Below are 22,178 nucleotides of genomic sequence, written 5' to 3' on the forward strand. Positions count from 1 at the left end.
AGATACAGGCCAGTAGTTCAATTGGTAGAGCACCGGTCTCCAAAACCGGGGGTTGGGGGTTCGATTCCCTCCTGGCCTGCCATTTCTATATTATGTCAGTATAATTTCTGGCAAAGCTTTTCCGAATAGAGATAGTCAACCGATGAGTGGAAAACCTGAAGTAGCACCTAAAGGACGACTGGATGGCCTCATGTGGGCCCTTGTTGCGGTTCTGATGGCCGCTGGTGTTGGTGGGAATGTTTACTTTGGTGAGTATTCTGTTCTCTACAGGGCGCTGGCTTTGGTGGCCTTGGCTGCAGTGGCCGGGTTTGTTGCGCTTCAAACCGTAAAAGGTGATGCTTTTTGGACGCTGGTCAAGGAAGCTAAGGTTGAGATTCGCAAAGTAGTCTGGCCGACTCGTCAGGAAACTGTTCAGACCACGCTGATTGTTGTAGCTGTGGTTGTAATTATGGGGCTCATTTTGTGGGCGCTTGATTCTCTGCTAGGCTGGATTATCAGCAGCCTGATTGGATAGGGATAAATAATGGCGAAACGTTGGTATGTGGTTCATGCCTACTCCGGCTACGAAAAGCAGGTGATGCGTTCGCTGATTGAGCGCGTAAAGCTTCACGGTATGGAGGATCTCTTTGGTGAGATTTTGGTGCCTACCGAAGAAGTGGTTGAAATCAGAAACGGTCAGAAGCGTAAAAGTGAGCGTAAATTCTTCCCTGGATATGTATTAGTCCAGATGGAAATGAACGAAGATAGCTGGCATCTTATTAAAGATACCCCTCGGGTTATGGGTTTTATTGGTGGTACGGCGGACAAGCCTGCACCAATCACCGAAAAAGAGGCGGATGCCATACTGCAGCGTGTTCAGGAAGGTGTTGAGAAACCACGTCCCAAGACGCTGTTTGAACCTGGTGAGATGGTTAGAGTCATTGATGGGCCGTTTGCGGACTTCAATGGCGTTGTGGAAGAAGTGAACTACGAGAAGAGCCGTCTGCATGTTGCGGTAATGATCTTCGGTCGCTCTACACCGGTTGAGCTGGAGTTTGTCCAGGTTGAAAAAGTTTGATCAGTCTTGAGCGGGTCTTGAGGCATAACAGACTTTAAAAAATTCAAGACCCTGTGCTGCGTAAGTAGTGCAGGGTTTTTATCTGAAGGGCGCAAGCCCTGAACGGGTAGCTGAGGCAGTCTGGTGGAAGCCGAAAGTGACTGTTAAAGCGAAGACCCACTATTGAGGTTGATATGGCTAAAAAAGTCGAAGCTTACATCAAACTGCAGGTGCCTGCAGGTAAAGCTAATCCTTCACCACCTGTAGGTCCTGCTCTGGGTCAACACGGCGTGAACATCATGGAGTTTTGTAAGGCGTTCAACGCAAAGACTCAAGAGATGGATGCTGGTATGCCGATTCCGGTAATAATTACCGTATACGGCGATCGAAGCTTCACCTTTGAGACCAAGACTCCGCCTGCATCTGTTCTGCTGAAGAAAGTTCTGAAATTGAAGAAAGGCTCCGGTCGCCCTAACACTGAAAAAGTGGGTACTGCTACTCGTGAGCAGCTTCTGGAAGTGGCCAAGATCAAAGAGCCTGATCTGACTGCAGCAGACGAGGACGCGGCAATTCGCACCATTGCTGGTTCTGCTCGTTCCATGGGTGTCAACGTGGAGGGTGTGGAATAATGGCTAAGATGACCAAGCGCGCCAAGATGATAGCTGAGAAGGTTGTAGCTGAAAAGGCATACTCCTTCGAAGAAGCTGCTAACGTCCTGAAGGAAGTATCCAGCGTTAAGTTCAAAGAATCCGTTGAGATTTCTGTAAATCTGGGTGTGGATCCTCGTAAATCCGATCAGGTAGTTCGTGGTTCTACCGTTCTGCCTGCAGGAACTGGTAAAGACGTTCGTGTTGCTGTATTCACACAGGGCGCTAACGCTGAAGCAGCTAAAGAAGCCGGTGCTGACATCGTTGGTATGGATGATCTGGCTGCTCAGGTCAAAGCGGGCGAAATGAACTTTGACGTAGTTATTGCTTCTCCGGATGCGATGCGCGTTGTAGGTCAGCTTGGCCAGATTCTGGGTCCGCGCGGCCTGATGCCTAACCCGAAAGTTGGTACTGTTACTCCAAATGTTGCTGAAGCGGTTAAAAACGCCAAGGCCGGTCAGGTACGTTTCCGTACTGACAAGAACGGTATTATCCATGCGGGCATCGGTAAGATCGATTTTGAAGCGGGCTCCCTTCAAGAGAACGCTGAAGCACTGCTGGCTGAATTGAAGAAGCTGAAGCCTTCTTCCAGTAAGGGTGTTTACATGAAGAAAGTCACTCTGTCCTCTACCATGGGCCCGGGTCTGACTATCGACATGAGCTCCCTGAATATCTAATATTCACAGCTTTGCTGAAAACAGCCCGGAGCTGAGAGTCAGCCCTAAGCTGGTTAACGAATAGTGGAAAGCTGCAGGCAGGATATCTGCAGTATCCGAAAGACTTTGGGGTCTCCGGTTTTCGGAGGCCGTCAAAGATCGTAGGTGTGAAGATCTGTGCCTGTTAAATCAGGGTTGGGCCAGGAGGCCTGACAAAAAGATCGACGCTTAATTTCCTGCGTAGACGGTGAGCAATACAAAAGACTGTTTCAGTATTTTGTTATTAACCCTTCACCGTATTGTAACTGCCCGGTTACTCAGTGGCTGAATAGCCGGGTGTTAACTTCATAATTTGGAGTAAAGCCAATGGCGTTAGGACTCGAAGACAAGAAGGCGATTGTCGCCGAAGTCAGCGAGGCTGCACAAAGCGCTCTGTCGGCTGTAATCGCGGACTACCGTGGTCTCACGGTTGACCAGATGACTCAACTGCGTAAGCAGGCTCGTGAAGGTAACGTATACCTGAAGGTTGTACGTAATACCTTGGCCAGGCGCGCTGTTGAAGGTACTGATTTTGAGTGCCTGCAAGACTCTCTGGTTGGTCCAACTGTGCTGGCCTTCTCTCAGGAAGATCCGGGCGCTGCTGCGCGTCTGATTAAGGACTTCGCTAAAGAGAACGATGCTCTGGAAGTTAAGGCTCTGTCCATCTCTGGACAGCTTCTGGGAGCAGAACAGATTGATGTTCTGGCCAAGATGCCTACTCTGGATCAGGCTCGCGCGATGCTGATGAGTGTAATGATTGCACCTGTAACCAAGCTGGCCAGAACTCTGAACGAGTTCCCAAGCAGCATTACACGTGTAATGGCAGCTGTTGCCGACGAGAAAAAGAAAGCCGCCTAAGCCTCTTGGCAGGCATTAAAGCCCTTAGTGCGTGGGAGGCCTTTAATCCGGGTGCTCTCCAGCTGGCTGATTTTTTCTCTTATTTAATGAATTCCGGGGTTTTACCCCAAAAAAGATTTTTGGAGACATACAATGGCTCTGTCTAAAGAAGATATCCTGAATGCAATCGCTGAAATGTCCGTAATGGACGTTGTTGAGCTGGTTGAAGCTATGGAAGAGAAGTTCGGCGTTTCTGCTGCTGCTGCAGTTGCTGCTGCCCCTGCTGCTGCTGGCGACGCTGGCGCTGCGGCTGCCGAACAGACTGAATTCGACGTAATTCTGACTGCTGCTGGCGACAAGAAAGTAAACGTAATTAAGGTTGTTCGCGGCGCGACTGGCTTGGGTCTGAAAGAAGCTAAAGCTGTTGTAGATGGCGCTCCTGCTCCTCTGAAAGAAGGCGTGAGCAAGGAAGAAGCTGAAGACCTGAAGAAGCAGCTGGAAGAAGCTGGCGCTTCCGTAGAAGTTAAGTAATTCTACGACAGCGTTGAAATATCCAGAGCCTATTGCATAATAGACTCAGGTGGCTGGTGCCTCTATGGCACCGGCCTTTTTCCGTTGTATGAGCTATATCGTTCCATGCTGGATGGCAGTGTTCGATGGCTTATTAAATTGATGGGATTCAGATCGGTATTGGCACAGGCTGAACTGTGTGTTACCGCCGAAGTAAATCTCCATCAATCTGAGAAAGTTGCAGTGTCATTGGCAGAGTGGGAGCCTTACCGGAAATCGACAGCTCGGATCATGATCCGTTGGAGCGCAATTTCCGGTCAGATTCTCAGAATGAAAGCCCTGCTTTCATTCTGGACGCTAAAGCTCATGCAACGGTAACGGTTGAAATCACCGTTTTTTAATTGGGTATCAAAAGGGGGCCACCCGCCCTCAATAAACCTAGATGGCCAGGCCAGACGGTCTGAAGCCAGAACCAGGTGACCAAGCTGGGGAACGCTGATGGCATACTCGTATACAGAGAAAAAACGCATCCGCAAAGACTTCGGCAAACTGCCGCATGTCATGAATGTGCCCTATCTTCTGGCTATTCAGCTTGATTCTTATCACAAGCTGCTGCAGTCCGGAAAAGAGCCGACCGCACGTGAAGACATTGGTCTTCATGCTGCATTCAAATCCGTATTTCCAATCGTAAGCTACTCTGGAAATGCGGCGCTGGAATACGTGAGCTACAGGCTCGGTACTCCTGCGTTTGATGTCAAGGAATGTCAACTTCGAGGTGTAACTTACGCAGTACCTCTGCGGGTGAAAGTGCGCCTTATCATTTATGACAAAGACTCTGCCAACAAGGCAATCAAAGATATCAAGGAACAGGAAGTTTACATGGGCGAAATTCCGCTCATGACTGAGAACGGTACCTTTGTAATCAATGGTACTGAGCGTGTTATCGTATCTCAGCTTCATCGTTCTCCTGGTGTATTCTTTGACCACGATCGTGGTAAAACACACTCTTCAGGCAAGCTGCTATACTCCGCTCGTGTTATTCCTTACCGTGGCTCATGGCTGGACTTCGAGTTCGATCCCAAGGACATGCTTTACGTGCGTATCGACCGTCGTCGTAAGCTGCCTGCTACGATCCTTCTGCGTGCTCTGGGCATGAGTAATGAAGAGATCCTGAACTACTTCTTCGATACTGTAGATTTCAGCATCGGTGCTGAAAGTGTCAGTACCGAGTTTGCCGCCGAGCGTCTGCGTGGTGAAGCTGCAAGCTTTGATATTAAAGACGGTGAAGGCAATGTTCTGGTTGAACAGGGGCGTCGTGTTACTGCACGTCACATCCGTCAGCTGAAAAAAGCCAATATTGAACAGCTGGAAGCTCCCGTTGAGTACATTTACGGAAAAGTCCTGGCCAAAACCGTTATAGATTCCGCGACCGGTGAGATCATTGTTGATTGCAACACTGAAATTACCCTGGAAGTATACGAAAAGCTGCTGGCAGCTGGTATCAAGCAGGTTGAAACCCTGTACATCAATGAACTGGATTGCGGTTCATATATTTCCGATACGCTGCGCAGTGACACTACTACAAACCGTCTGGAAGCTCTGGTAGAAATCTACCGCATGATGCGTCCTGGCGAGCCACCCACTCAAGAAGCAGCAGAAACCCTGTTTGGTAACCTGTTCTTCTCTGCAGAGCGTTATGACCTCTCAGCTGTAGGTCGTATGAAATTCAATCGTCGTCTGGGTCGTGAAGAAGACATCGGTTCCGGTGTTCTGGACAACACCGATATTGTTGATGTTCTGAAGACGTTGGTAGACATCCGAAATGGTCAGGGTATCTGTGACGATATTGACCATCTGGGTAACCGTCGCGTCCGTTCTGTGGGTGAAATGGCTGAAAACCAGTTCCGTGTCGGCCTGGTTCGTGTTGAGCGTGCCGTTAAGGAACGTCTGAGTCTGGCAGAGTCTGAAGGCCTGATGCCTCAGGATCTGATTAACGCCAAGCCTGTTGCAGCGGCTATCAAGGAATTCTTCGGCTCCAGCCAGTTGTCCCAGTTTATGGATCAGAACAACCCGCTGTCCGAGGTGACTCACAAGCGTCGTGTATCAGCACTCGGCCCGGGTGGTTTGACCCGTGAGCGTGCCGGCTTTGAAGTTCGGGACGTACACCCGACTCACTACGGTCGTGTATGCCCTATTGAAACGCCTGAAGGTCCGAACATCGGTCTGATCAACTCTTTGGCGACCTATGCCCGTACTAACGATTATGGTTTCCTGGAGTCTCCTTACCGCAAGGTAGTAGATGGCAAGGTAACTGATGATATTGATTACCTCTCTGCCATCGAAGAAGGTGAGTATGTTATCGCTCAGGCTTCTGCGAAAATGGACGACAGTAATAACCTGACTGAAGAGCTGGTTAACGTTCGTCACCGTAACGAATTTACTCTGATGGGTCCTGAAAAAGTCCAGTACATGGACGTTTCGACCAAGCAGGTGGTATCCGTTGCGGCATCCCTTATTCCATTCCTCGAGCACGACGATGCTAACCGTGCTTTGATGGGATCAAACATGCAACGTCAGGCCGTTCCAACCCTGCGTGCCGACAAGCCTCTGGTAGGTACTGGCATGGAGCGTAACGTGGCTTCTGACTCCGGTGTTTGCGTTGTTGCCCAGCGTGGCGGTGTGATTGATACCGTTGACGCTGCCAAGATCGTTGTTCGTGTCAACAACGACGAGTTGCAACCAGGTGAGGCCGGTGTCGATATCTACAACCTGACCAAGTATACCCGTTCTAACCAGAATACCTGTATTAACCAGCGTTCTCTGGTTCGTGCCGGTGAAACCATCGCTCGTGGTGATATTCTGGCTGACGGCCCATCTGTAGACATGGGTGAGCTGGCTCTGGGTCAGAACATGCGCGTAGCCTTCATGCCATGGAACGGTTACAACTTTGAGGACTCGATCCTTATTTCCGAGCGCGTTGTACAGGAAGACCGCTTCACCACGATCCATATTCAGGAACTGACCTGTGTGGCTCGTGACACCAAGCTGGGACCGGAAGAAATTACTTCTGATATTCCTAATGTCGGTGAGTCTGCACTGAACAAACTGGATGAAGCTGGTATTGTTCATGTTGGTGCTGAAGTGGGTGCCGGTGACATTCTGGTCGGTAAGGTAACTCCTAAAGGCGAAACCCAGCTGACTCCGGAAGAAAAACTGCTGCGTGCGATCTTCGGTGAGAAGGCTTCCGACGTTAAAGATACTTCCTTGCGTGTGCCAACTTCTGTTAAGGGTACCGTCATCGACGTACAGGTATTCACCCGCGACGGCGTTGAAAAAGACAGTCGTGCCCAGGGCATCGAAAAGGCGGCTCTGGACGAATACCGCAAGGACTTGAACGAAGAGTTCCGTATCGTTGAAGAAGATACCTTCGATCGTCTGCGTGAAGCTCTGCGTGGTCAGCCTGTCGACCGTGGTCCTGGCCTGAGCAAGGGCAACACCATCACTGACGAATTCCTGAATGATCTGGAACACGAACAGTGGTTCCGTCTGTCCATGTCTGACGAGGCCCTGAACGAACAGCTGGATCTGGCTAAAGAACAGCTGAAAGAACGTCGTGCACAGCTCGACGAGCGCTTCGAAGACAAGAAGAAAAAGCTGCAGACCGGTGATGACATGGCGCCTGGCGTCCTGAAAATTGTCAAGGTTTATCTGGCTATCAAGCGTCGCATTCAGCCAGGTGACAAAATGGCGGGTCGTCACGGTAACAAGGGGGTTATCTCCATCATCATGCCTGTCGAGGACATGCCCTATGATGAAGAAGGTAATCCGGTTGATATCGTACTTAACCCGCTGGGTGTACCGTCTCGGATGAACGTAGGGCAGGTTCTGGAAACTCACTTGGGAGCTGCGGCTCGTGGTCTGGGTCACAAGATCAACCGCATGATCGAGTCTCAGAAGAAAGTCGCTGAAATCCGTGAATTCCTGGATCAGGTCTATAACGGAGTGGGTGGCGGACGTGTTGAGGAGTTGGACAAGTTCACTGACGAAGAAGTCATGGAACTGGCCAACAACCTGCGCGGCGGTGTACCGATGGCTACTTCAGTATTTGATGGAGCCAAAGAGTCTGAAGTTAAGGAGCTGCTGCGTCTGGCAGACCTGAGCGACACGGGACAGGTAAAATTGCACGACGGCCGTACTGGCGATGCCTTTGACCGTCCTGTCACTGTGGGCTACATGTACATGCTGAAGCTCAACCACTTGGTTGATGATAAAATGCACGCACGTTCTACAGGCTCCTACTCTCTGGTTACCCAGCAACCGCTGGGTGGTAAGGCCCAGTTCGGTGGTCAGCGTTTCGGTGAGATGGAGGTATGGGCACTGGAAGCCTACGGTGCTGCCTACACCCTGCAGGAAATGCTGACTGTTAAGTCTGATGATGTGACCGGGCGTACCAAGATGTATAAAAACATTGTCGATGGTGATCATCGAATGGAAGCCGGGATGCCCGAATCCTTCAACGTACTGTTGAAAGAGATTCGCTCTCTGGGTATCGACATTGAGCTGGACACCGAATAACGAATACGTGAAATCCGCCGGTCAGGCATAGTCTGGCCAGCAGGTGGATCGAGGAGATGCGATCTTGAAAGACCTACTGAATCTACTCAAGACCCAGGGTCAAACCGAAGAGTTTGACTCGATTCGTATCGGTCTGGCTTCCCCAGAAATGGTACGTTCCTGGTCTTACGGTGAAGTTAAAAAGCCGGAAACAATCAACTACCGTACGTTCAAGCCTGAGCGTGACGGCCTTTTCTGTGCCAAGATCTTTGGTCCGGTCAAGGACTACGAGTGCTTGTGCGGTAAATACAAGCGTCTTAAGCACCGTGGTGTCATCTGTGAAAAATGTGGTGTAGAAGTTGCGCTGGCGAAAGTGCGTCGTGACCGTATGGGTCACATCGAACTGGCCAGCCCTGTTGCTCACATCTGGTTCCTGAAGTCTCTGCCATCCCGTATCGGTCTGTTATTGGACATGACCCTGCGTGATATCGAGCGGGTACTGTACTTTGAGTCTTACGTAGTGATTGATCCGGGTATGACGACCCTGGAGAAAAACCAGCTGCTGAACGATGAGCAGTACTACGAGGCTCTGGAAGAGTTTGGTGACGACTTTGATGCCCGTATGGGTGCTGAAGCCATCAAAGCTCTGTTGGCTGACATCGAGCTGGGTGAAGAAGTTGACATGCTGCGTGAAGAAATTCCGCAGACCAATTCCGAAACCAAACTGAAGAAACTGAGCAAACGTCTGAAACTGCTGGAAGCTTTCCACAAATCAGGTAACAACCCTGAGTGGATGATTCTGACTGTTCTGCCGGTTCTGCCACCCGATCTGCGCCCTCTGGTGCCGTTGGATGGTGGTCGCTTTGCGACGTCTGACCTGAATGACCTTTACCGTCGTGTAATCAACCGTAACAACCGTCTGAAGCGTCTGCTCGATCTTAATGCTCCAGACATCATTGTCCGCAATGAAAAGCGTATGCTGCAGGAATCTGTTGACGCGCTGCTGGATAATGGTCGTCGCGGTCGTGCTATCACCGGTTCCAATAAGCGTCCCCTGAAATCCCTGGCTGACATGATCAAGGGTAAACAGGGCCGTTTCCGTCAGAACCTGCTCGGTAAGCGTGTTGACTACTCTGGCCGTTCTGTAATCACCGTAGGTCCTACCCTGCGTCTGCATCAGTGTGGTCTGCCCAAGAAAATGGCTCTGGAGCTGTTCAAGCCATTCATTTTCGGCAAGTTGGAAGCCAAAGGTCTGGCGACCACCATCAAAGCTGCCAAGAAGATGGTAGAGCGTGAAACCCCTGAGGTTTGGGACGTTCTGGCTGATGTAATCCGAGAACACCCGGTGATGCTGAACCGTGCACCTACACTGCACCGTCTCGGTATCCAGGCGTTCGAACCGGTTCTGATCGAAGGTAAGGCGATTCAACTGCATCCGCTGGTGTGTGCGGCTTATAACGCTGACTTTGATGGTGACCAGATGGCGGTACACGTACCTCTGACTCTGGAAGCTCAACTGGAAGCCCGTGCCCTGATGATGTCTACCAACAACATTCTGGCACCAGCAAGTGGCGAACCTATTATCGTACCTTCCCAGGACGTAGTACTGGGTCTTTATTACATCACCCGTGACCGTATTAACGCCAGGGGTGAAGGCATGGCCTTCGTTGACGTAAACGAAGCCCTGCGTGCCTACCGTACCGGTCATGCTGATCTCCATGCCCGTATCAAGGTACGTGTTGCTGAAAAGTACAAAGACGACGACGGCGTAGAGCACAGCAACGCTTTCCTGGCAGATACTACCATTGGTCGTATCCTGTTATGGGAAATCGTACCTGAAGGTCTGCCTTTCGAACTGGTCAACCAGACCATGAAGAAGAAGGCGATCTCCCGTCTGCTGAATACCTGTTATCGCAACGTGGGTCTCAAGGAAACCGTTATCTTCGCTGACCAGATGCTGTATATGGGCTTCCATTATGCGACGATTTCCGGTTCCTCAATCGGTGTTAACGACTTTGTTATCCCGGGCGACAAGAGCCGTATCATTGATGACGCTAACGAAGAAGTGCGTGAGATTGAAAACCAGTTTGCTTCCGGTCTGGTGACACAGGGTGAGAAGTACAACAAGGTGATCGACATCTGGTCCCGTGCCAACGAATTGCTGGCCAAGCGCATGATGGACAACCTGAAGTCCGACACCGTGATCAACCGTCAGGGTGAAGAGGAAGAACAGGAATCCTTCAACAGCGTTTACATGATGGCCGACTCCGGTGCTCGTGGTAGTGCTGCACAGATTCGTCAGCTGGCCGGTATGCGTGGTCTGATGGCCAAGCCGGATGGCTCCATCATCGAAACGCCGATTACCGCAAACTTCCGTGAAGGTCTGAACGTACTGCAGTACTTCATCTCTACTCACGGTGCTCGTAAAGGTCTGGCAGACACCGCTCTGAAAACAGCGAACTCCGGTTACCTGACCCGTCGTCTGGTAGACGTTGCCCAGGATTTGGTAGTGACTGAAGACGACTGTGGCACTGTCCGTGGTCTGCAGATGACTCCGCACATCGAAGGTGGTGAAGTCGTAGAACCTCTGGGTGAACGTATCCTGGGTCGTGTGGTTGCTGAAGATGTACTCAAGCCGGGTGCAGAGAATGAAATCGCTGTACCTGCCGGTACCCTGATCGATGAGGCCTGGGTTAAGCGCCTGGAGCTGATGAACGTTGACGAAGTCAGGGTTCGTTCTCCAATTACCTGTGAAACCCGCTACGGCATCTGTTCCAAGTGTTATGGCCGTGACCTGGGTCGTGGACACCTGGTTAACAAAGGGGAAGCGGTCGGCGTTATCGCTGCCCAGTCAATCGGTGAGCCCGGTACCCAGCTGACCATGCGTACCTTCCACATCGGTGGTGCTGCATCCCGTGCATCTGCACAGGACAACATCTCTGTTAAGAACAAGGGTACCGCCCGTCTGCTGAACCTGAAGCACGTTGAGCGTAAAGACGGTGCGCTAGTTGCTGTAAGCCGTTCTGGTCAGCTCGCTATCGCAGATGAATTCGGACGTGAGCGTGAGCGTTACAAGCTGCCATACGGTGCGGTTCTGTCTGTCAAGGACGGTATTGAAGTAGAAGCCGGTCAGATAGTGGCCAAGTGGGACCCACACACCCACCCCATCGTGACCGAACTGTCCGGTACCGTTAAGTTTCTGGGCATGGAAGAAGGCATTACCGTCAAGACTCAGACGGATGAGTTGACCGGTTTGTCCAACATCGAAGTTCTGGATCCTAAGGATCGTCCTTCTGCTGGAAAGGATATCCGTCCTGCTATCCAGTTGCTGGATGCTAATGGCAAAGAACTGAAGCTGCCAAATACTGATGTAACAGCACAGTACTTCCTGCCTGCGAACGCTCTGGTGAACCTGGCCGACGGCGCGACGGTAGAAATTGGTGACGTAGTTGCTCGTATTCCGCAGCAGTCCGGCGGTAACAAGGACATCACCGGTGGTCTACCACGAGTGGCCGACCTGTTTGAAGCCCGTAAGCCCAAAGAGCACTCTATCCTTGCGGAAATCACTGGTACCATCGGTTTTGGTAAAGAGACCAAGGGCAAGAAGCGTCTGGTCATCACCCCGAACGATGGCAGCGATCCTTATGAGGAGCTGATTCCGAAGTGGCGTCACCTGAACGTGTTCGAAGGTGAACAGGTGACCAAGGGTGAAGTTATTTCTGACGGTCCTACGAACCCCCACGACATTCTGCGTCTACTTGGCGTTGGTGAGCTGGCCCGTTACATCGTTAACGAAATCCAGGATGTATACCGTCTGCAGGGCGTTAAGATTAACGACAAGCACATCGAAACCATTCTGCGTCAGATGCTGCGTAAAGTTGAAGTGACCGACACCGGTGATTCTTCTCTGATCCGCGGTGACCAGTTAGAACTGACCACTGTTCTGGAAGAAAACGAGAAGCTGGGCGATCAGGATCAGATTCTTGCCAAGTACGACAGGGTTCTGCTAGGTATCACCAAGGCATCTCTGGCCACTGAGTCCTTCATCTCTGCGGCTTCCTTCCAGGAAACCACAAGAGTTCTGACCGAAGCAGCTGTTACCGGTAAGCGTGACTACCTGCGTGGTCTGAAGGAGAACGTAGTCGTGGGTCGTCTGATTCCTGCAGGTACAGGTCTGACTTACCACGAAGAACGTCGTAAGGGTCGTGAAGAGCCTGAGTTTGAAGTACCGAGCAAGGTATCTGCTTCTGAAGTTGAAGCGGCTCTGTCTGAAGCTCTTAACTTCGGCGAGGTGTAAAAATAGGCTGACGCCTGTTTTTATACAGTGAGCTAAATGAGAGAGGCTGCCTTCGGGTGACCTCTCTTATTTTCACAGAGCCAGTTGCTGTCTCGTAAATGTTCAACGATGGTTTTTATTTACCTGTAGTTTGGTACGCTCTGACGCAGACACGGTAAGCTATTTCTATGTAACGCAATTTCGTGACAACCAATAGCAATGGCAGGTTGGTTGAACGAGTGCTGCTGCTTATTTCCCAGCCAGCCAGATATAAAATTGGCTTTCTGATATTCCAAGGCCAATGATAGCGCCAGCGTGGAGATTGTTAAGGTCGGTCATTGTCATAGCCATAAACCTCTCAACATCTCCGATGCCATTGTTCAGGCAGAATTGTTCGATAAGTTGAGCCGCATCTTGACGGTGTAAATTATCACGGATGACCTGACCCATGACCTGTTTTCTCAACTGTCGGTGTTGGACTCGGAAGGCATCGATCTCTCCCAGTGACTTTTTGACAACTTCGTACTGATTGCAGGAGCGAAGATAAGCCCAGGCAAATAGATCCAGCATAGGGCTGATGTCATTAAATTCATAAATTGCCAGCAGTGCGGCAATATAGTCATCGCGGGGGACATCGGTAAAGCTTAGAGGGCATAGATTCTGCTTGATAAATGGGATATTACAAGTCAGGCGAGAGGTGCGCTTATTGACATCTTCAAATGCCTGCAAGTATGAAAGATGCACCAGAAGAAAGAAGCTCTGTTCGAATGGGTCTTCTATTTTATTGGCTTTGACCAGTATCAGTTCCAGCATTTCTCTAAGGATATGAGGGTTTTCGAGAGGCGTGTAACTTGATTTTCCTATTTCGACGGTTACTGTTCGGATGTTACCGCAACTCTGTGGATTTGCCAGTAAGTCCTGGGAGAGGAGGTTGTGCAGGTTGAATAGAGTAAAACTGTCGAGTTTGATCAATTCTGCATTTTCAATGAGAAACAGAATTGCTTCTTTGTGATTCATAATCATCACGGTTTCTTCATGAATTTTTCCATCAGCCGTAATGCCATTTTCAATCAGCTTCTGAGTGTCAAGTTTTGAGTAAGTATTTCCCTCAAGTCGACTTGAGTTGTAAGACAGGTCAATCAGAAGTCTCTGACATATCTGACGGGCATAGGTGCCAGCGGCTAACTGTTGATCAAAGCGTTTACCTTTCAGGAATAGTTGTCTGCGAATGTCATAAGGGACATAACTTGTTTCGTTAGGGACATAAGCTTCGATAAATTCCCTGTTATAGGACACTCTCGTCCGGGCATGGAGCGGTGTTTCCAGCAAATAAAGAGCATTCTGGCTATTGGGGCTGAAAATTAAGCTCGATTTGTCCTTATTTTGTCTCTTACTATCGGTTCGGGAAAGATGAGTCGGATAGTACTTTGTTGTTCTTTTGTTTCCTTCTTTTGCAATAACTCCGTTAGCACAAAGGCTGTTTAACCGTCTCTGTAATGTCTTGTTATTTATAGAAAAAGAAAGTAGATCTGAGATCTCCTTTCGAGCCAGACCTCTTGAATTCAGCTCTATAACTTTAATGATTTCATGAAGTTGATCGCCAATACTTAACGTCATCATTGTCTCTTAAATGTGTCCCTTAAAATCCTATTCGGACAATTATAGGACATGTAAAGGACAAATAAAGGAGATTCTGGGACGTTTAAAGGCAGACTGACCTTAGACCGCAAATTTCATTTGAAATGAGCCTGAAAGACAATGGAATAAACGCCTCCCGTCACTCTGACAAATGCGTCATTTTCATGCATTGGACGAATGTATAACTCATCGCCAGAACTGCTTCTTTGCACATCGCTAAGAGCGGTTGTGATCATTACGTGCCTGGGCTTTGTTGCAGGCTGTTGTGAGTTAAGAAATGTTCCTGCACTTGCGAGGTTATATAATCCCTCCGTGGTAACAAATGGTGTTCGTTGATTGTCACTGAGCTGCTTATAATATGCAGCTAATGGAGAGTCTGGTACTTCGAAGGCTTCATGGTGTAGATAGTGGTTCCCATCGTTTGTTCGTATCAGAAACCTTGTGAATATAGCCTGCCTGATGACAGCTATATAGTTCACCATTCCTATTGGCTTATCTATTAGAATTTTTCTTATATCACCTTGATTGTTTTTGTATTCAAATTGATTGTTAGAAATCTTTTTTATTTCAGCAGCAGTAGAAATAAACGAGATAAATAAAAATATTATCATTGATCTTTTCACTGTGATTCTCTCTTGAAAATTTTACTTTGATTCGGCCTCGATCACAGTTAATCAACATTAGCACAAATACACTATTCAAGCAGTCACATAGTAAATGCTATCTGCTCGTTCGCTGCGCCCAGCCGATCGTATAAGGCGGCTGAAGCAGGCATTATATTTTTCTACCAATTATCGAGAAAGGTAATAATATGAAGAAATGCTTTTTTGAGGAACGAGTTGATGGAAACAGCTTGCTATGTCTGTGTTAAACAGCAACCGGCTCAGGAGAAAAGCCCTCTTTTTTAAACTTGAGAGGTTTAGAGATAAAACCTTCAACAGACGACTGACTACAGGCAATAAAAGACTCACTGAACATTCACGAGACATCAACAACCTCATGATGTAGTCTACGGTGTCAAGCTTGATGCTCTTGAGGAGTTGCTGTGGCGGGAAATAATTTCACAAAATTTATAGGTCGAAAAGGCAAGGTTTATAACGCTCGCTGGGAGGTGGCATTTGACCGCATCCTCACGCCTTTTGAAGAATTTATCCATCGTCAAACGACCAGCGGTATCCTTCTGATGATCTGCGCTGTCATCGCTCTGGTGATCGCGAACAGTAATCTGTACCCCCTCTATGAACAGATCCTGAAAACCTACGCCGGAGTCTCATTCGGCGACGGTGGTCTGAAGATGTCTGTTCACCATTGGGTCAATGATGGCTTGATGGCTTTTTTCTTTTTCCATGTTGGTCTCGAACTCAAGCGTGAATTCCTTGTCGGTGAGCTTTCCGACCTCAAGCATGCCGTATTGCCTATCATGGCGGCGATTGGTGGTATGGTGGTGCCCGCACTGATCTATGCCGGTATCAACCCGAGCGGTGTTGCTGCAGACGGCTGGGGCATTCCAATGGCAACGGATATTGCTTTTGCTGTTGGTACTTGTGCGCTGCTGGGTGGTCGTGTTCCTAAAAGCCTGATCACCTTCCTGGTGGCCCTGGCCATTGTGGATGACCTGGGCGCTATCATGATCATTGCCGTCTTCTATACCAACGAAATCAATCAGCTTGCTTTGCTATGGGCTGCAGGATTTACTGCATTATTATGGGTTCTCAATGCTTCCGGTATTCGTAGTCCATTGCCTTATCTGCTAATAGGTGCGGGCCTCTGGTTTCAGCTCTACGAAGCAGGTATTCATGCGACATTGGCTGGTGTTATTACCGCTTTTGCCATACCGGCAAAACCCAAATACGATCCAGTTGCATTCAGCTTTCAGGTAAAAAATCTGATTCGACGATTTGACCGGAGTTACCGCCCTGGTGAAGATGTTCTGCGAAATGAAAAAGTGCTGGCTTACGTTCGGGCTCTGGGTAATGGTGCCCGCCTTGCAGAAGCTCCACTGCAGAAAATAGAAACGGGTCTGCACCTGCCTGTTACCTATATCGTCATTCCTATTTTTGCCTTGGCTAACGCCGGTATACCCTTTAATGTATTCTCCGGGGATACCGAGATTTTCAATAACGTCACTCTGGGTGTTACTCTGGGTCTGGTATTAGGGAAGTTAATTGGTATTGCCGGTGCTACCTGGGTAGGCTGGAAACTGGGATGGGGTGATTTGCCACACGAATGTAACTTCCTGCATATTGTCGGTGTTGCCTTCCTGGGCGGAATTGGTTTCACCATGTCTATCTTCATATCAGAGCTGGCATTTGCTGGCAGCCCCAATGATCTGGTACTGGCAAAAGCAGGGGTTCTGATTGCCTCCCTGATCGCGGGTATTGCAGGCTTTATCTGTTTGACTAAAGCTTCTCCAAAGGCTGATGAAAAGGCTACTGCTGAGCAGGCTTGAAGTCAGACTATTATCTGAGAACGAATAACCCGGAGTTGGCTCCGGGTTTGTTTTTTAGGGATATAGTTACGGCTCTCGCCATTGCAACATAATTCCTTGAAAGTGTTGTTCAAAGACTCGCAATATACGAAAGAGTTTCTGGATGGCGCTGGACCAGCCTAAGCAGGGTAACGACCTGACCATTGGGTACACTGCGCCCTTGCTCCCAGTTCTCCAGGGTGCGGACAGAGGTATGCAGCAAGCGTGCAAACACGCCTCTGGACATATTAAACGTTTCACGAATACCGACAATCTCATCTGGTGAGATGCTCAACTCGCCTTTATCGTCTACCTGATGGCTTCTCAGCGTCAACTTACCTTCTGAGTGCTCCCTGGCTTCAGCAAGAGCAGAGCTGAGTTCCGAGAATAAATCACGATTGCTCATTACGCCATGCCTCCATAAATAGTCTTAACTTTTTCCTCTGACTGGCAGTCAGGTCTGTCATTTCATTTTTGCTGTACAGGGTCAGCAGATAAAAGCGCTGATGTTCATCCAGATAATAATAAATGACTCGTAAACCACCGCGTCTGCCTTTACCCTTGCCAGCAAAGCGCATCTTACCCCGGAGGCATAATTTTTAATGCTAACACGTTACACAAAAGTATAAATTTCTCAGCTGCTTGAAATATTTTAGGATTTGCATTTGCCGCTGATGCAGATGCTACGAAGTAAAGAAAAAGTAATGTTAATAACTTCCTCATCATAAACTGCCTTTATCGATGGTCAGAGCGTTTCAAGGTAGCATTTTTTTTGAGAAATATGACAGCGGGGTATTCCTTTATGCTATAGCCTCTCCAGTGGTGGGACGAGAAAAGCCAGTTTTTGTCGTCTTTGTGTCAACAATGTCATTAAATAGTCATTTGTAACCGTTATAAAAAGCCCTGATCAAATTGAATAAAATCAGGAATCTCAATGGAACTGAAACTCGCTCGCAACGCTATCACTCTGGCAGCTCCCTTCATTTTGGCTGGCTGTTCAATGGTTCAGGAAAACGTTGAAGTTTCCCATCCCACCATGGAGCCGATCGCTCGATATGCTTCTGGCACTTACCATAAAGGGGCTGCAGAGATTGTGGCCTGGCATAAAGCCAGTCAATCTATCTATGTTGTCAACGCCCTGGATAAAACCGTAGATATTCTCAGCGGTAAATCACTCAAGGGGCAGCCACTGGCTGATCCGACCATGGATTCCAATATACTCAAAATTGGCAAGATCAATCTTGAATCCAGTATTGACGGCATGAAGCTGGGCACCGCCAACAGCGTTTCTGTTCATGGCGATCTGCTGGCTGTTGCTGTTGAAAATAGTGACAAACAAAAGAAAGGCGTTGTCATTGTTTATAAGCTCGATTCTGAAGGTGGCGCTGTATTCAGTGACTATAAGGTTGTAGGTGCACTGCCTGATATGGTGACCTTTACGCCCGATGGAAAATACCTGCTGACAGCAAACGAAGGTGAACCCTCATCGGATTACAAAATTGACCCGGAAGGTTCAGTCAGTGTCGTCAAGGTTACCTCTGAAGGCAAACTGGAAGAACCACGTCATGCTACTTTCACTGCTTTCAACAAGGGGTACTCCAGAAACAGTGAGCTGCCAGAGGATGTCAGGGTTTTTGGTCGTGATGCTTCTGTGGCTCAGGATCTTGAGCCCGAGTACATAGCCGTTTCTGATGATTCCAGAACAGCGTACGTCTCTCTGCAGGAAAACAATGCCCTGGCATTGGTTGATATTGCCAATGCTCGCATTGATTCTATTGTTCCCCTTGGTTACAAGGATTATGGTCAGTTTGCGATGGATGCCAGCAATAAAGACGGTGGTGTGAATCTGCAAAAATGGAGTGGTGTCTATGGTATGTATCAGCCAGATACCATTGCTACCTATTCCGTAGAAGGTAAAACCTATGTTGTAACAGCCAACGAAGGTGATGCCAGAGATTATTGGTACAAAGCTGCTTCTGAAGCTCAATGTCTGGCTTCTGGTGGTCTGAAATACGATGATGAAGACGGTTGCCTGGGGTTCACAGAAGAAGTTCGTACCAAAAAGGTTAAGGTGGCCCTGGAGCATCCTAACGCTGAAGCAGCCAAAGACCAGAAAAAGCTGGCTCGTCTGAAAATTACCAACACTCTGGGTGATTCGGATAACGACGGCAAGTTTGAAGAACTTTACTCCTACGGAGCACGCTCATTTTCTATCTGGAACGAAACAGGTGAGCTGGTCTATGACTCAGGCAGCGACTTTGAAGAAGTGACGGCTGCTGTGCTGGGTAAACACTTCAACAATAATGACGAAGAAACCAAAGGTGATAACCGCAGTGACGACAAAGGCCCTGAGCCAGAGGCATTGGCTGTGGGTGAGATTGATGGACGTCAATATGCGTTTATTGGTCTGGAACGAACCGGCGGTGTCCTGATGTACGACGTGACTCATCCTGAAAAAGCCAAGTTTGTCAGCTATGTCTACAACCGTGATTTTTCAGTTGATACTGAGAAAGAACCAGAAAAAGCGGGGGATGTTTCTCCGGAGGGTATGAAGTTTGTAGAAGCCACTGACAGTCCAACTGGAAAGCCTTTATTGATAATCGGTCATGAAGTCTCTGGTTCTACACTGGTATATCAGGTAGATTGATTAGACGTGCCTTTCGGTAGATTATTATCGTTTTTGTCTTCAAAGGGTTGAGGGTTGCCAGAGAATTTCCGGCAACCCTTGTTTAAAGTGAAGCTCTGTTCAGATGACGGTGATTTTTTCGACTTCTATCTCGGTTGTTTCAAAAGCACCGCTTTCTACTTCGCCCAAAATCTTAACTTTGGTCTTTTCATTGATCTGCACCTGAGGCATGTCTCTGGATTCAATCTCTACCTGAATGCTGTCGTTGCCATCTGAAAAGGTGTAGGTTTCATCGTCGATTTTGTTGGTCAGGTAACCGGTAAGTTCCACCTGGGAGTCATCAACCGGGTTTTCGATGATGGAAGCAACATCATTGATCCTGGGTGTGCTGCTGGGCCCGGTGTATTCAGCAAATGCGTTGCCAGTGGTCAGTGCGATCGTTGAAGCAGCGAGGAAAGCAGATAGTGTCTTATTCATGGTTTCAATCTCCGGTTTTCTTTCGAAATGGGTATTTGTGTAAAAGGTGGGCTTAGATTAATCGAAAGCAGTTAACCGGAAGATGAGTGAATCATTAAACTTTTTTCATAAAAGAAAAAACTGTGGCTTCAGGGGCCAAGCTTCCAGGTAGTAACCGGCAGTTTATAGTGCTCCAGAACCTGTTGTAAGCGTTCCCAATATTCATGGTCGGATGGTTTTCTCAGAATCAACACAATCCCAGCCTGTTTTTTGGTCAGCATTCCATAGGCAAGAGACTGGCCGATGGCTTCAGGCCATTTGTTGGCAAAATCCATTTCGATGGCGTGAAGGTCAGTTATGCAATCGACACGTCTACCGTCGTCGAGTCTGGCTTCAACTTCTCCGCCTCTACCTTCGCACCAGACCTTCTGATACCAGAGCTCGGGTTCCGATGCCCAGGCCAGATTGACAAGCAGAAGCGATAAAAAAATCGTAAGGAGGCGCGGCAGTGTCGTTAACATGTGCTCAATCCATTGAGTCAATGTTTTAACGCTACCTGTCACGGCTGCTCAGTGCAATGCTTTAAGACCCAAAGGGAATTATCTATCGCCTTCCGGGAGAGGAAAAGCACCTTGATGACAGAACGATTTAAAAATCCAAGTATTTATAAGGAACTAAAACCAAATTTAAATATCTAAGATTGTAATGGGAAAAAAATATAACAGGGGGGGTGTATGGAAAGTAATCACAGTGTTAATGATACTACTCAATGCTCAATTTGTTTTGGCGCAGTAGAGTGCAAAAGCATCAAACTAAAATGCGGACATGTTTTTGGTTTATCATGCATAAAGCAATGGATGAAAAGGACTAATCAATATAACTGCCTTTTCTGTAGAGAACAATTAACTGATGATCAGATAAAAGAGATAAAAAAAACCTCGTTGTGGGAACGTGTGGTAACTATTCCGGAAAAAACGATTAAATTTTTGTTCCAATCTATTGTGGCATTATCTCTTCCAGTATCTCCTTCGGCTGCTGTCGGGCTTGCTGTCGGGGCTGCCGGAGCTGCCGGAGCTGCTTTTGCCGGGGTTGGCGGGGTAGATGTTGTACCTCCCGCTGCGGCCGTGACTGGGTCTCTTATCGCGTGTGTCTGGGCTGCTAGTGAGCCTGAAAGGCATGTCAGTGTCGTTCCCGGTATCGTTACCGGTGTAGCTACCGGCATTGTCTTCGGGAATTATGCGGGTGCTGGCTTAGCTATCGGGTGTACTGCCGCGACTATTATCTGTGATGTTGGTAATTATCTCGGAATAAACGATTTTTAATGTTGCAGAGCAATTTCGACGCGTACTCCTATGGCTGTTCCCTCTACTACTGTCGTGGCAGATGCAGCATATGAGGCAGGAGAGCTACTGACTATTCTCAATGGTCAATGGCTCATAGGAAAACAGGGTTAAAGGATGACACCCTTGATGTCGCCATCTTTACGATCCAGATAGTGGATAGACTTGATACGATGGATCGTACGGGATTTACCACGAATCACCAGTGTTTCGGTTTCTGCGATATTACCCTTGAGGGAAACACCTTTCAGCAGGTCGCCCCTGGTAATACCGGTGGCCGGGGTGTCGTCAGCCAGTAAAGCAAGATCCTGTTGATGTCCTGCCTCATTGCCCTAAAGGGGATTATCTATCGCATTTCGGGAGAGAAAAAACACCTTGATGACAGAACGAGTTAAAAATCCAAGTATTTATAAGGAACTAAAACCAAAAATAAGTATCTAATAATGTAATAAGCGAAAAAGTATAATAGGGGGTTTTGCTATGAATGGTGATTGCAGAGTTGATGATATTAAGTGCGCAATATGTTTTGACACAGCAAAATGCGACAGCATCGAACTAAAATGCGGGCATGCTTTTGGTAAATCATGCATGCAGAAATGGTTGGCAAGGAATGACAAAAAAAACTGCCACTTCTGTCGAAAAGAATTAACTGATATTGATTTAAAAAAGATAGGGAAAATTCCATTGCATGAACGCATGGTAGTTATTTTGGAAAGAACTATTAAATTTATTCGCGAGACTGTTGACATGACTGTTGACATGTTTGTTCACCCAAATCCCTCGCTTCTTGTTGGGATTGCTGGCGGGGCTACCGCAACTTTAGCTGCAGTAGTTGCAGATGAGAACGATGCTGGGATTGGCGCTTCTATTTTTATTAGTTGTACTATCGGCGGTTTCGTGAGTATTCATGAATGGGAGCGTCAATTGACTGTCGAACTTGCTACTGGTTTTGCTACTGGTGTTGCTACTTTTGTCTCTATGGGAAAGCCCGCAGCTTTCAGTTTAGCTGCCGTGTCTGTTGTCAAGCTTGCTGCCAATTATCTTGTAAGAAATCATTAAAATGATTTGCTGAGCTATTTTGAAGCATATTCTCCTG

Annotated in this window: 18 protein-coding genes and 1 tRNA gene; 13 read left to right on the forward strand and 6 right to left on the reverse strand. The window is 48.2% G+C overall.

What is annotated here, in order from left to right; translation table 11 throughout:
• Nucleotides 1–6: 6 nt before the first annotated feature.
• The 9 genes from ACOJUN_RS10950 (at nt 7) to rpoC (ending at nt 12,576) form a co-directional block, all read left to right on the forward strand.
• Nucleotides 7–82 (forward strand) — tRNA-Trp (locus ACOJUN_RS10950).
• A gap of 60 nt (nt 83–142) precedes the next feature.
• A complete protein-coding gene (gene secE, locus ACOJUN_RS10955) occupies nt 143–514 on the forward strand; it encodes a preprotein translocase subunit SecE (RefSeq protein WP_422136662.1) in 372 nt (123 codons plus the stop codon).
• 9 nt (nt 515–523) lie between these two features.
• Complete coding sequence (nusG, locus tag ACOJUN_RS10960; RefSeq protein WP_317143703.1) at nt 524–1,057, forward strand: transcription termination/antitermination protein NusG; 534 nt, start codon at nt 524–526, stop codon at nt 1,055–1,057.
• 173 nt (nt 1,058–1,230) lie between these two features.
• A complete protein-coding gene (gene rplK / locus ACOJUN_RS10965; protein WP_252177357.1) occupies nt 1,231–1,665 on the forward strand; it encodes a 50S ribosomal protein L11 in 435 nt (144 codons plus the stop codon).
• A complete protein-coding gene (gene rplA, locus ACOJUN_RS10970; protein ID WP_422136663.1) occupies nt 1,665–2,360 on the forward strand; it encodes a 50S ribosomal protein L1 in 696 nt (231 codons plus the stop codon). The genes rplK and rplA overlap by 1 nt, the downstream gene beginning before the upstream one ends.
• Before the next feature lie 345 nt (nt 2,361–2,705).
• On the forward strand, nt 2,706–3,236 hold the full coding sequence (rplJ, locus tag ACOJUN_RS10975) for a 50S ribosomal protein L10 (RefSeq protein ID WP_317143700.1): 531 nt from the start codon (nt 2,706–2,708) through the stop codon (nt 3,234–3,236).
• Between the two features lie 132 nt (nt 3,237–3,368).
• A complete protein-coding gene (gene rplL / locus ACOJUN_RS10980; RefSeq protein WP_422136664.1) occupies nt 3,369–3,746 on the forward strand; it encodes a 50S ribosomal protein L7/L12 in 378 nt (125 codons plus the stop codon).
• A 477-nt stretch (nt 3,747–4,223) separates the two neighbouring features.
• Complete coding sequence (gene rpoB, locus ACOJUN_RS10985) at nt 4,224–8,300, forward strand: DNA-directed RNA polymerase subunit beta (protein WP_422136665.1); 4,077 nt, start codon at nt 4,224–4,226, stop codon at nt 8,298–8,300.
• Nucleotides 8,301–8,364: 64 nt separating this feature from the next.
• Nucleotides 8,365–12,576, forward strand: coding sequence for a DNA-directed RNA polymerase subunit beta' (gene rpoC / locus ACOJUN_RS10990; RefSeq protein WP_422136666.1), 4,212 nt, complete (start codon nt 8,365–8,367; stop codon nt 12,574–12,576).
• Nucleotides 12,577–12,804: 228 nt separating this feature from the next.
• Here the strand turns inward: rpoC and ACOJUN_RS10995 are convergent, their stop codons facing one another.
• Both ACOJUN_RS10995 and ACOJUN_RS11000 read right to left on the reverse strand, forming a co-directional pair.
• Nucleotides 12,805–14,175, reverse strand: coding sequence for a Fic family protein (locus tag ACOJUN_RS10995; protein WP_422136667.1), 1,371 nt, complete (start codon nt 14,173–14,175; stop codon nt 12,805–12,807).
• Between the two features lie 113 nt (nt 14,176–14,288).
• Nucleotides 14,289–14,816, reverse strand: a complete 528-nt coding sequence (locus tag ACOJUN_RS11000; RefSeq protein WP_422136668.1) for a hypothetical protein — start codon at nt 14,814–14,816, stop codon at nt 14,289–14,291.
• 422 nt (nt 14,817–15,238) lie between these two features.
• Between ACOJUN_RS11000 and nhaA the strand changes: the two genes are divergently transcribed.
• Nucleotides 15,239–16,642: a Na+/H+ antiporter NhaA gene (gene nhaA / locus ACOJUN_RS11005; RefSeq protein WP_422136669.1), complete on the forward strand. Its 1,404-nt coding sequence runs from the start codon at nt 15,239–15,241 to the stop codon at nt 16,640–16,642.
• 109 nt (nt 16,643–16,751) lie between these two features.
• Here the strand turns inward: nhaA and ACOJUN_RS11010 are convergent, their stop codons facing one another.
• Nucleotides 16,752–17,066 (reverse strand): helix-turn-helix domain-containing protein, encoded by a 315-nt coding sequence (locus ACOJUN_RS11010; RefSeq protein ID WP_422136670.1) that lies wholly within the window; start codon nt 17,064–17,066, stop codon nt 16,752–16,754.
• Between the two features lie 528 nt (nt 17,067–17,594).
• Here ACOJUN_RS11010 and ACOJUN_RS11015 point away from each other — a divergent pair.
• On the forward strand, nt 17,595–19,307 hold the full coding sequence (locus tag ACOJUN_RS11015; protein WP_422136671.1) for a choice-of-anchor I family protein: 1,713 nt from the start codon (nt 17,595–17,597) through the stop codon (nt 19,305–19,307).
• 99 nt (nt 19,308–19,406) lie between these two features.
• Here the strand turns inward: ACOJUN_RS11015 and ACOJUN_RS11020 are convergent, their stop codons facing one another.
• Entirely contained in the window at nt 19,407–19,763 is a 357-nt protein-coding gene (locus tag ACOJUN_RS11020; RefSeq protein ID WP_422136672.1) for a YgiW/YdeI family stress tolerance OB fold protein, read from the reverse strand.
• A gap of 128 nt (nt 19,764–19,891) precedes the next feature.
• Nucleotides 19,892–20,263, reverse strand: a complete 372-nt coding sequence (locus ACOJUN_RS11025; RefSeq protein ID WP_422136673.1) for a hypothetical protein — start codon at nt 20,261–20,263, stop codon at nt 19,892–19,894.
• A gap of 213 nt (nt 20,264–20,476) precedes the next feature.
• On the opposite strand from ACOJUN_RS11025, the gene ACOJUN_RS11030 reads away from it, so the two are divergent.
• Entirely contained in the window at nt 20,477–21,064 is a 588-nt protein-coding gene (locus ACOJUN_RS11030) for an RING finger domain-containing protein (protein WP_422136674.1), read from the forward strand.
• Nucleotides 21,065–21,192: 128 nt separating this feature from the next.
• Here ACOJUN_RS11030 and ACOJUN_RS11035 read toward each other — a convergent pair whose 3' ends face one another.
• Nucleotides 21,193–21,378, reverse strand: coding sequence for a fructose-bisphosphatase class II (locus ACOJUN_RS11035; protein WP_422137063.1), 186 nt, complete (start codon nt 21,376–21,378; stop codon nt 21,193–21,195).
• 184 nt (nt 21,379–21,562) lie between these two features.
• On the opposite strand from ACOJUN_RS11035, the gene ACOJUN_RS11040 reads away from it, so the two are divergent.
• Nucleotides 21,563–22,141: an RING finger domain-containing protein gene (locus ACOJUN_RS11040; protein ID WP_422136675.1), complete on the forward strand. Its 579-nt coding sequence runs from the start codon at nt 21,563–21,565 to the stop codon at nt 22,139–22,141.
• Nucleotides 22,142–22,178: the final 37 nt, after the last annotated feature.

This window comes from Endozoicomonas sp. ALD040 (genome assembly GCF_049275945.1).
In the GTDB taxonomy this organism is placed as follows: Bacteria; Pseudomonadota; Gammaproteobacteria; order Pseudomonadales; family Endozoicomonadaceae; genus Endozoicomonas_A.

What these genes read in the sequence shown, in the direction of transcription:
- secE (WP_422136662.1), top strand. Translation starts at nt 143, where the DNA reads ATGAGTGGAAAACCTGAAGTAGCACCTAAAGGACGACTGGATGGCCTC.
- nusG (WP_317143703.1), top strand. Translation starts at nt 524, where the DNA reads ATGGCGAAACGTTGGTATGTGGTTCATGCCTACTCCGGCTACGAAAAG.
- rplK (WP_252177357.1), top strand. Translation starts at nt 1,231, where the DNA reads ATGGCTAAAAAAGTCGAAGCTTACATCAAACTGCAGGTGCCTGCAGGT.
- rplA (WP_422136663.1), top strand. Translation starts at nt 1,665, where the DNA reads ATGGCTAAGATGACCAAGCGCGCCAAGATGATAGCTGAGAAGGTTGTA.
- rplJ (WP_317143700.1), top strand. Translation starts at nt 2,706, where the DNA reads ATGGCGTTAGGACTCGAAGACAAGAAGGCGATTGTCGCCGAAGTCAGC.
- rplL (WP_422136664.1), top strand. Translation starts at nt 3,369, where the DNA reads ATGGCTCTGTCTAAAGAAGATATCCTGAATGCAATCGCTGAAATGTCC.
- rpoB (WP_422136665.1), top strand. Translation starts at nt 4,224, where the DNA reads ATGGCATACTCGTATACAGAGAAAAAACGCATCCGCAAAGACTTCGGC.
- ACOJUN_RS10995 (WP_422136667.1), bottom strand. Translation starts at nt 14,175, where the DNA reads ATGATGACGTTAAGTATTGGCGATCAACTTCATGAAATCATTAAAGTT.
- ACOJUN_RS11010 (WP_422136670.1), bottom strand. Translation starts at nt 17,066, where the DNA reads ATGAGCAATCGTGATTTATTCTCGGAACTCAGCTCTGCTCTTGCTGAA.
- ACOJUN_RS11015 (WP_422136671.1), top strand. Translation starts at nt 17,595, where the DNA reads ATGGAACTGAAACTCGCTCGCAACGCTATCACTCTGGCAGCTCCCTTC.
- ACOJUN_RS11020 (WP_422136672.1), bottom strand. Translation starts at nt 19,763, where the DNA reads ATGAATAAGACACTATCTGCTTTCCTCGCTGCTTCAACGATCGCACTG.
- ACOJUN_RS11025 (WP_422136673.1), bottom strand. Translation starts at nt 20,263, where the DNA reads ATGTTAACGACACTGCCGCGCCTCCTTACGATTTTTTTATCGCTTCTG.
- ACOJUN_RS11030 (WP_422136674.1), top strand. Translation starts at nt 20,477, where the DNA reads ATGGAAAGTAATCACAGTGTTAATGATACTACTCAATGCTCAATTTGT.
- ACOJUN_RS11040 (WP_422136675.1), top strand. Translation starts at nt 21,563, where the DNA reads ATGAATGGTGATTGCAGAGTTGATGATATTAAGTGCGCAATATGTTTT.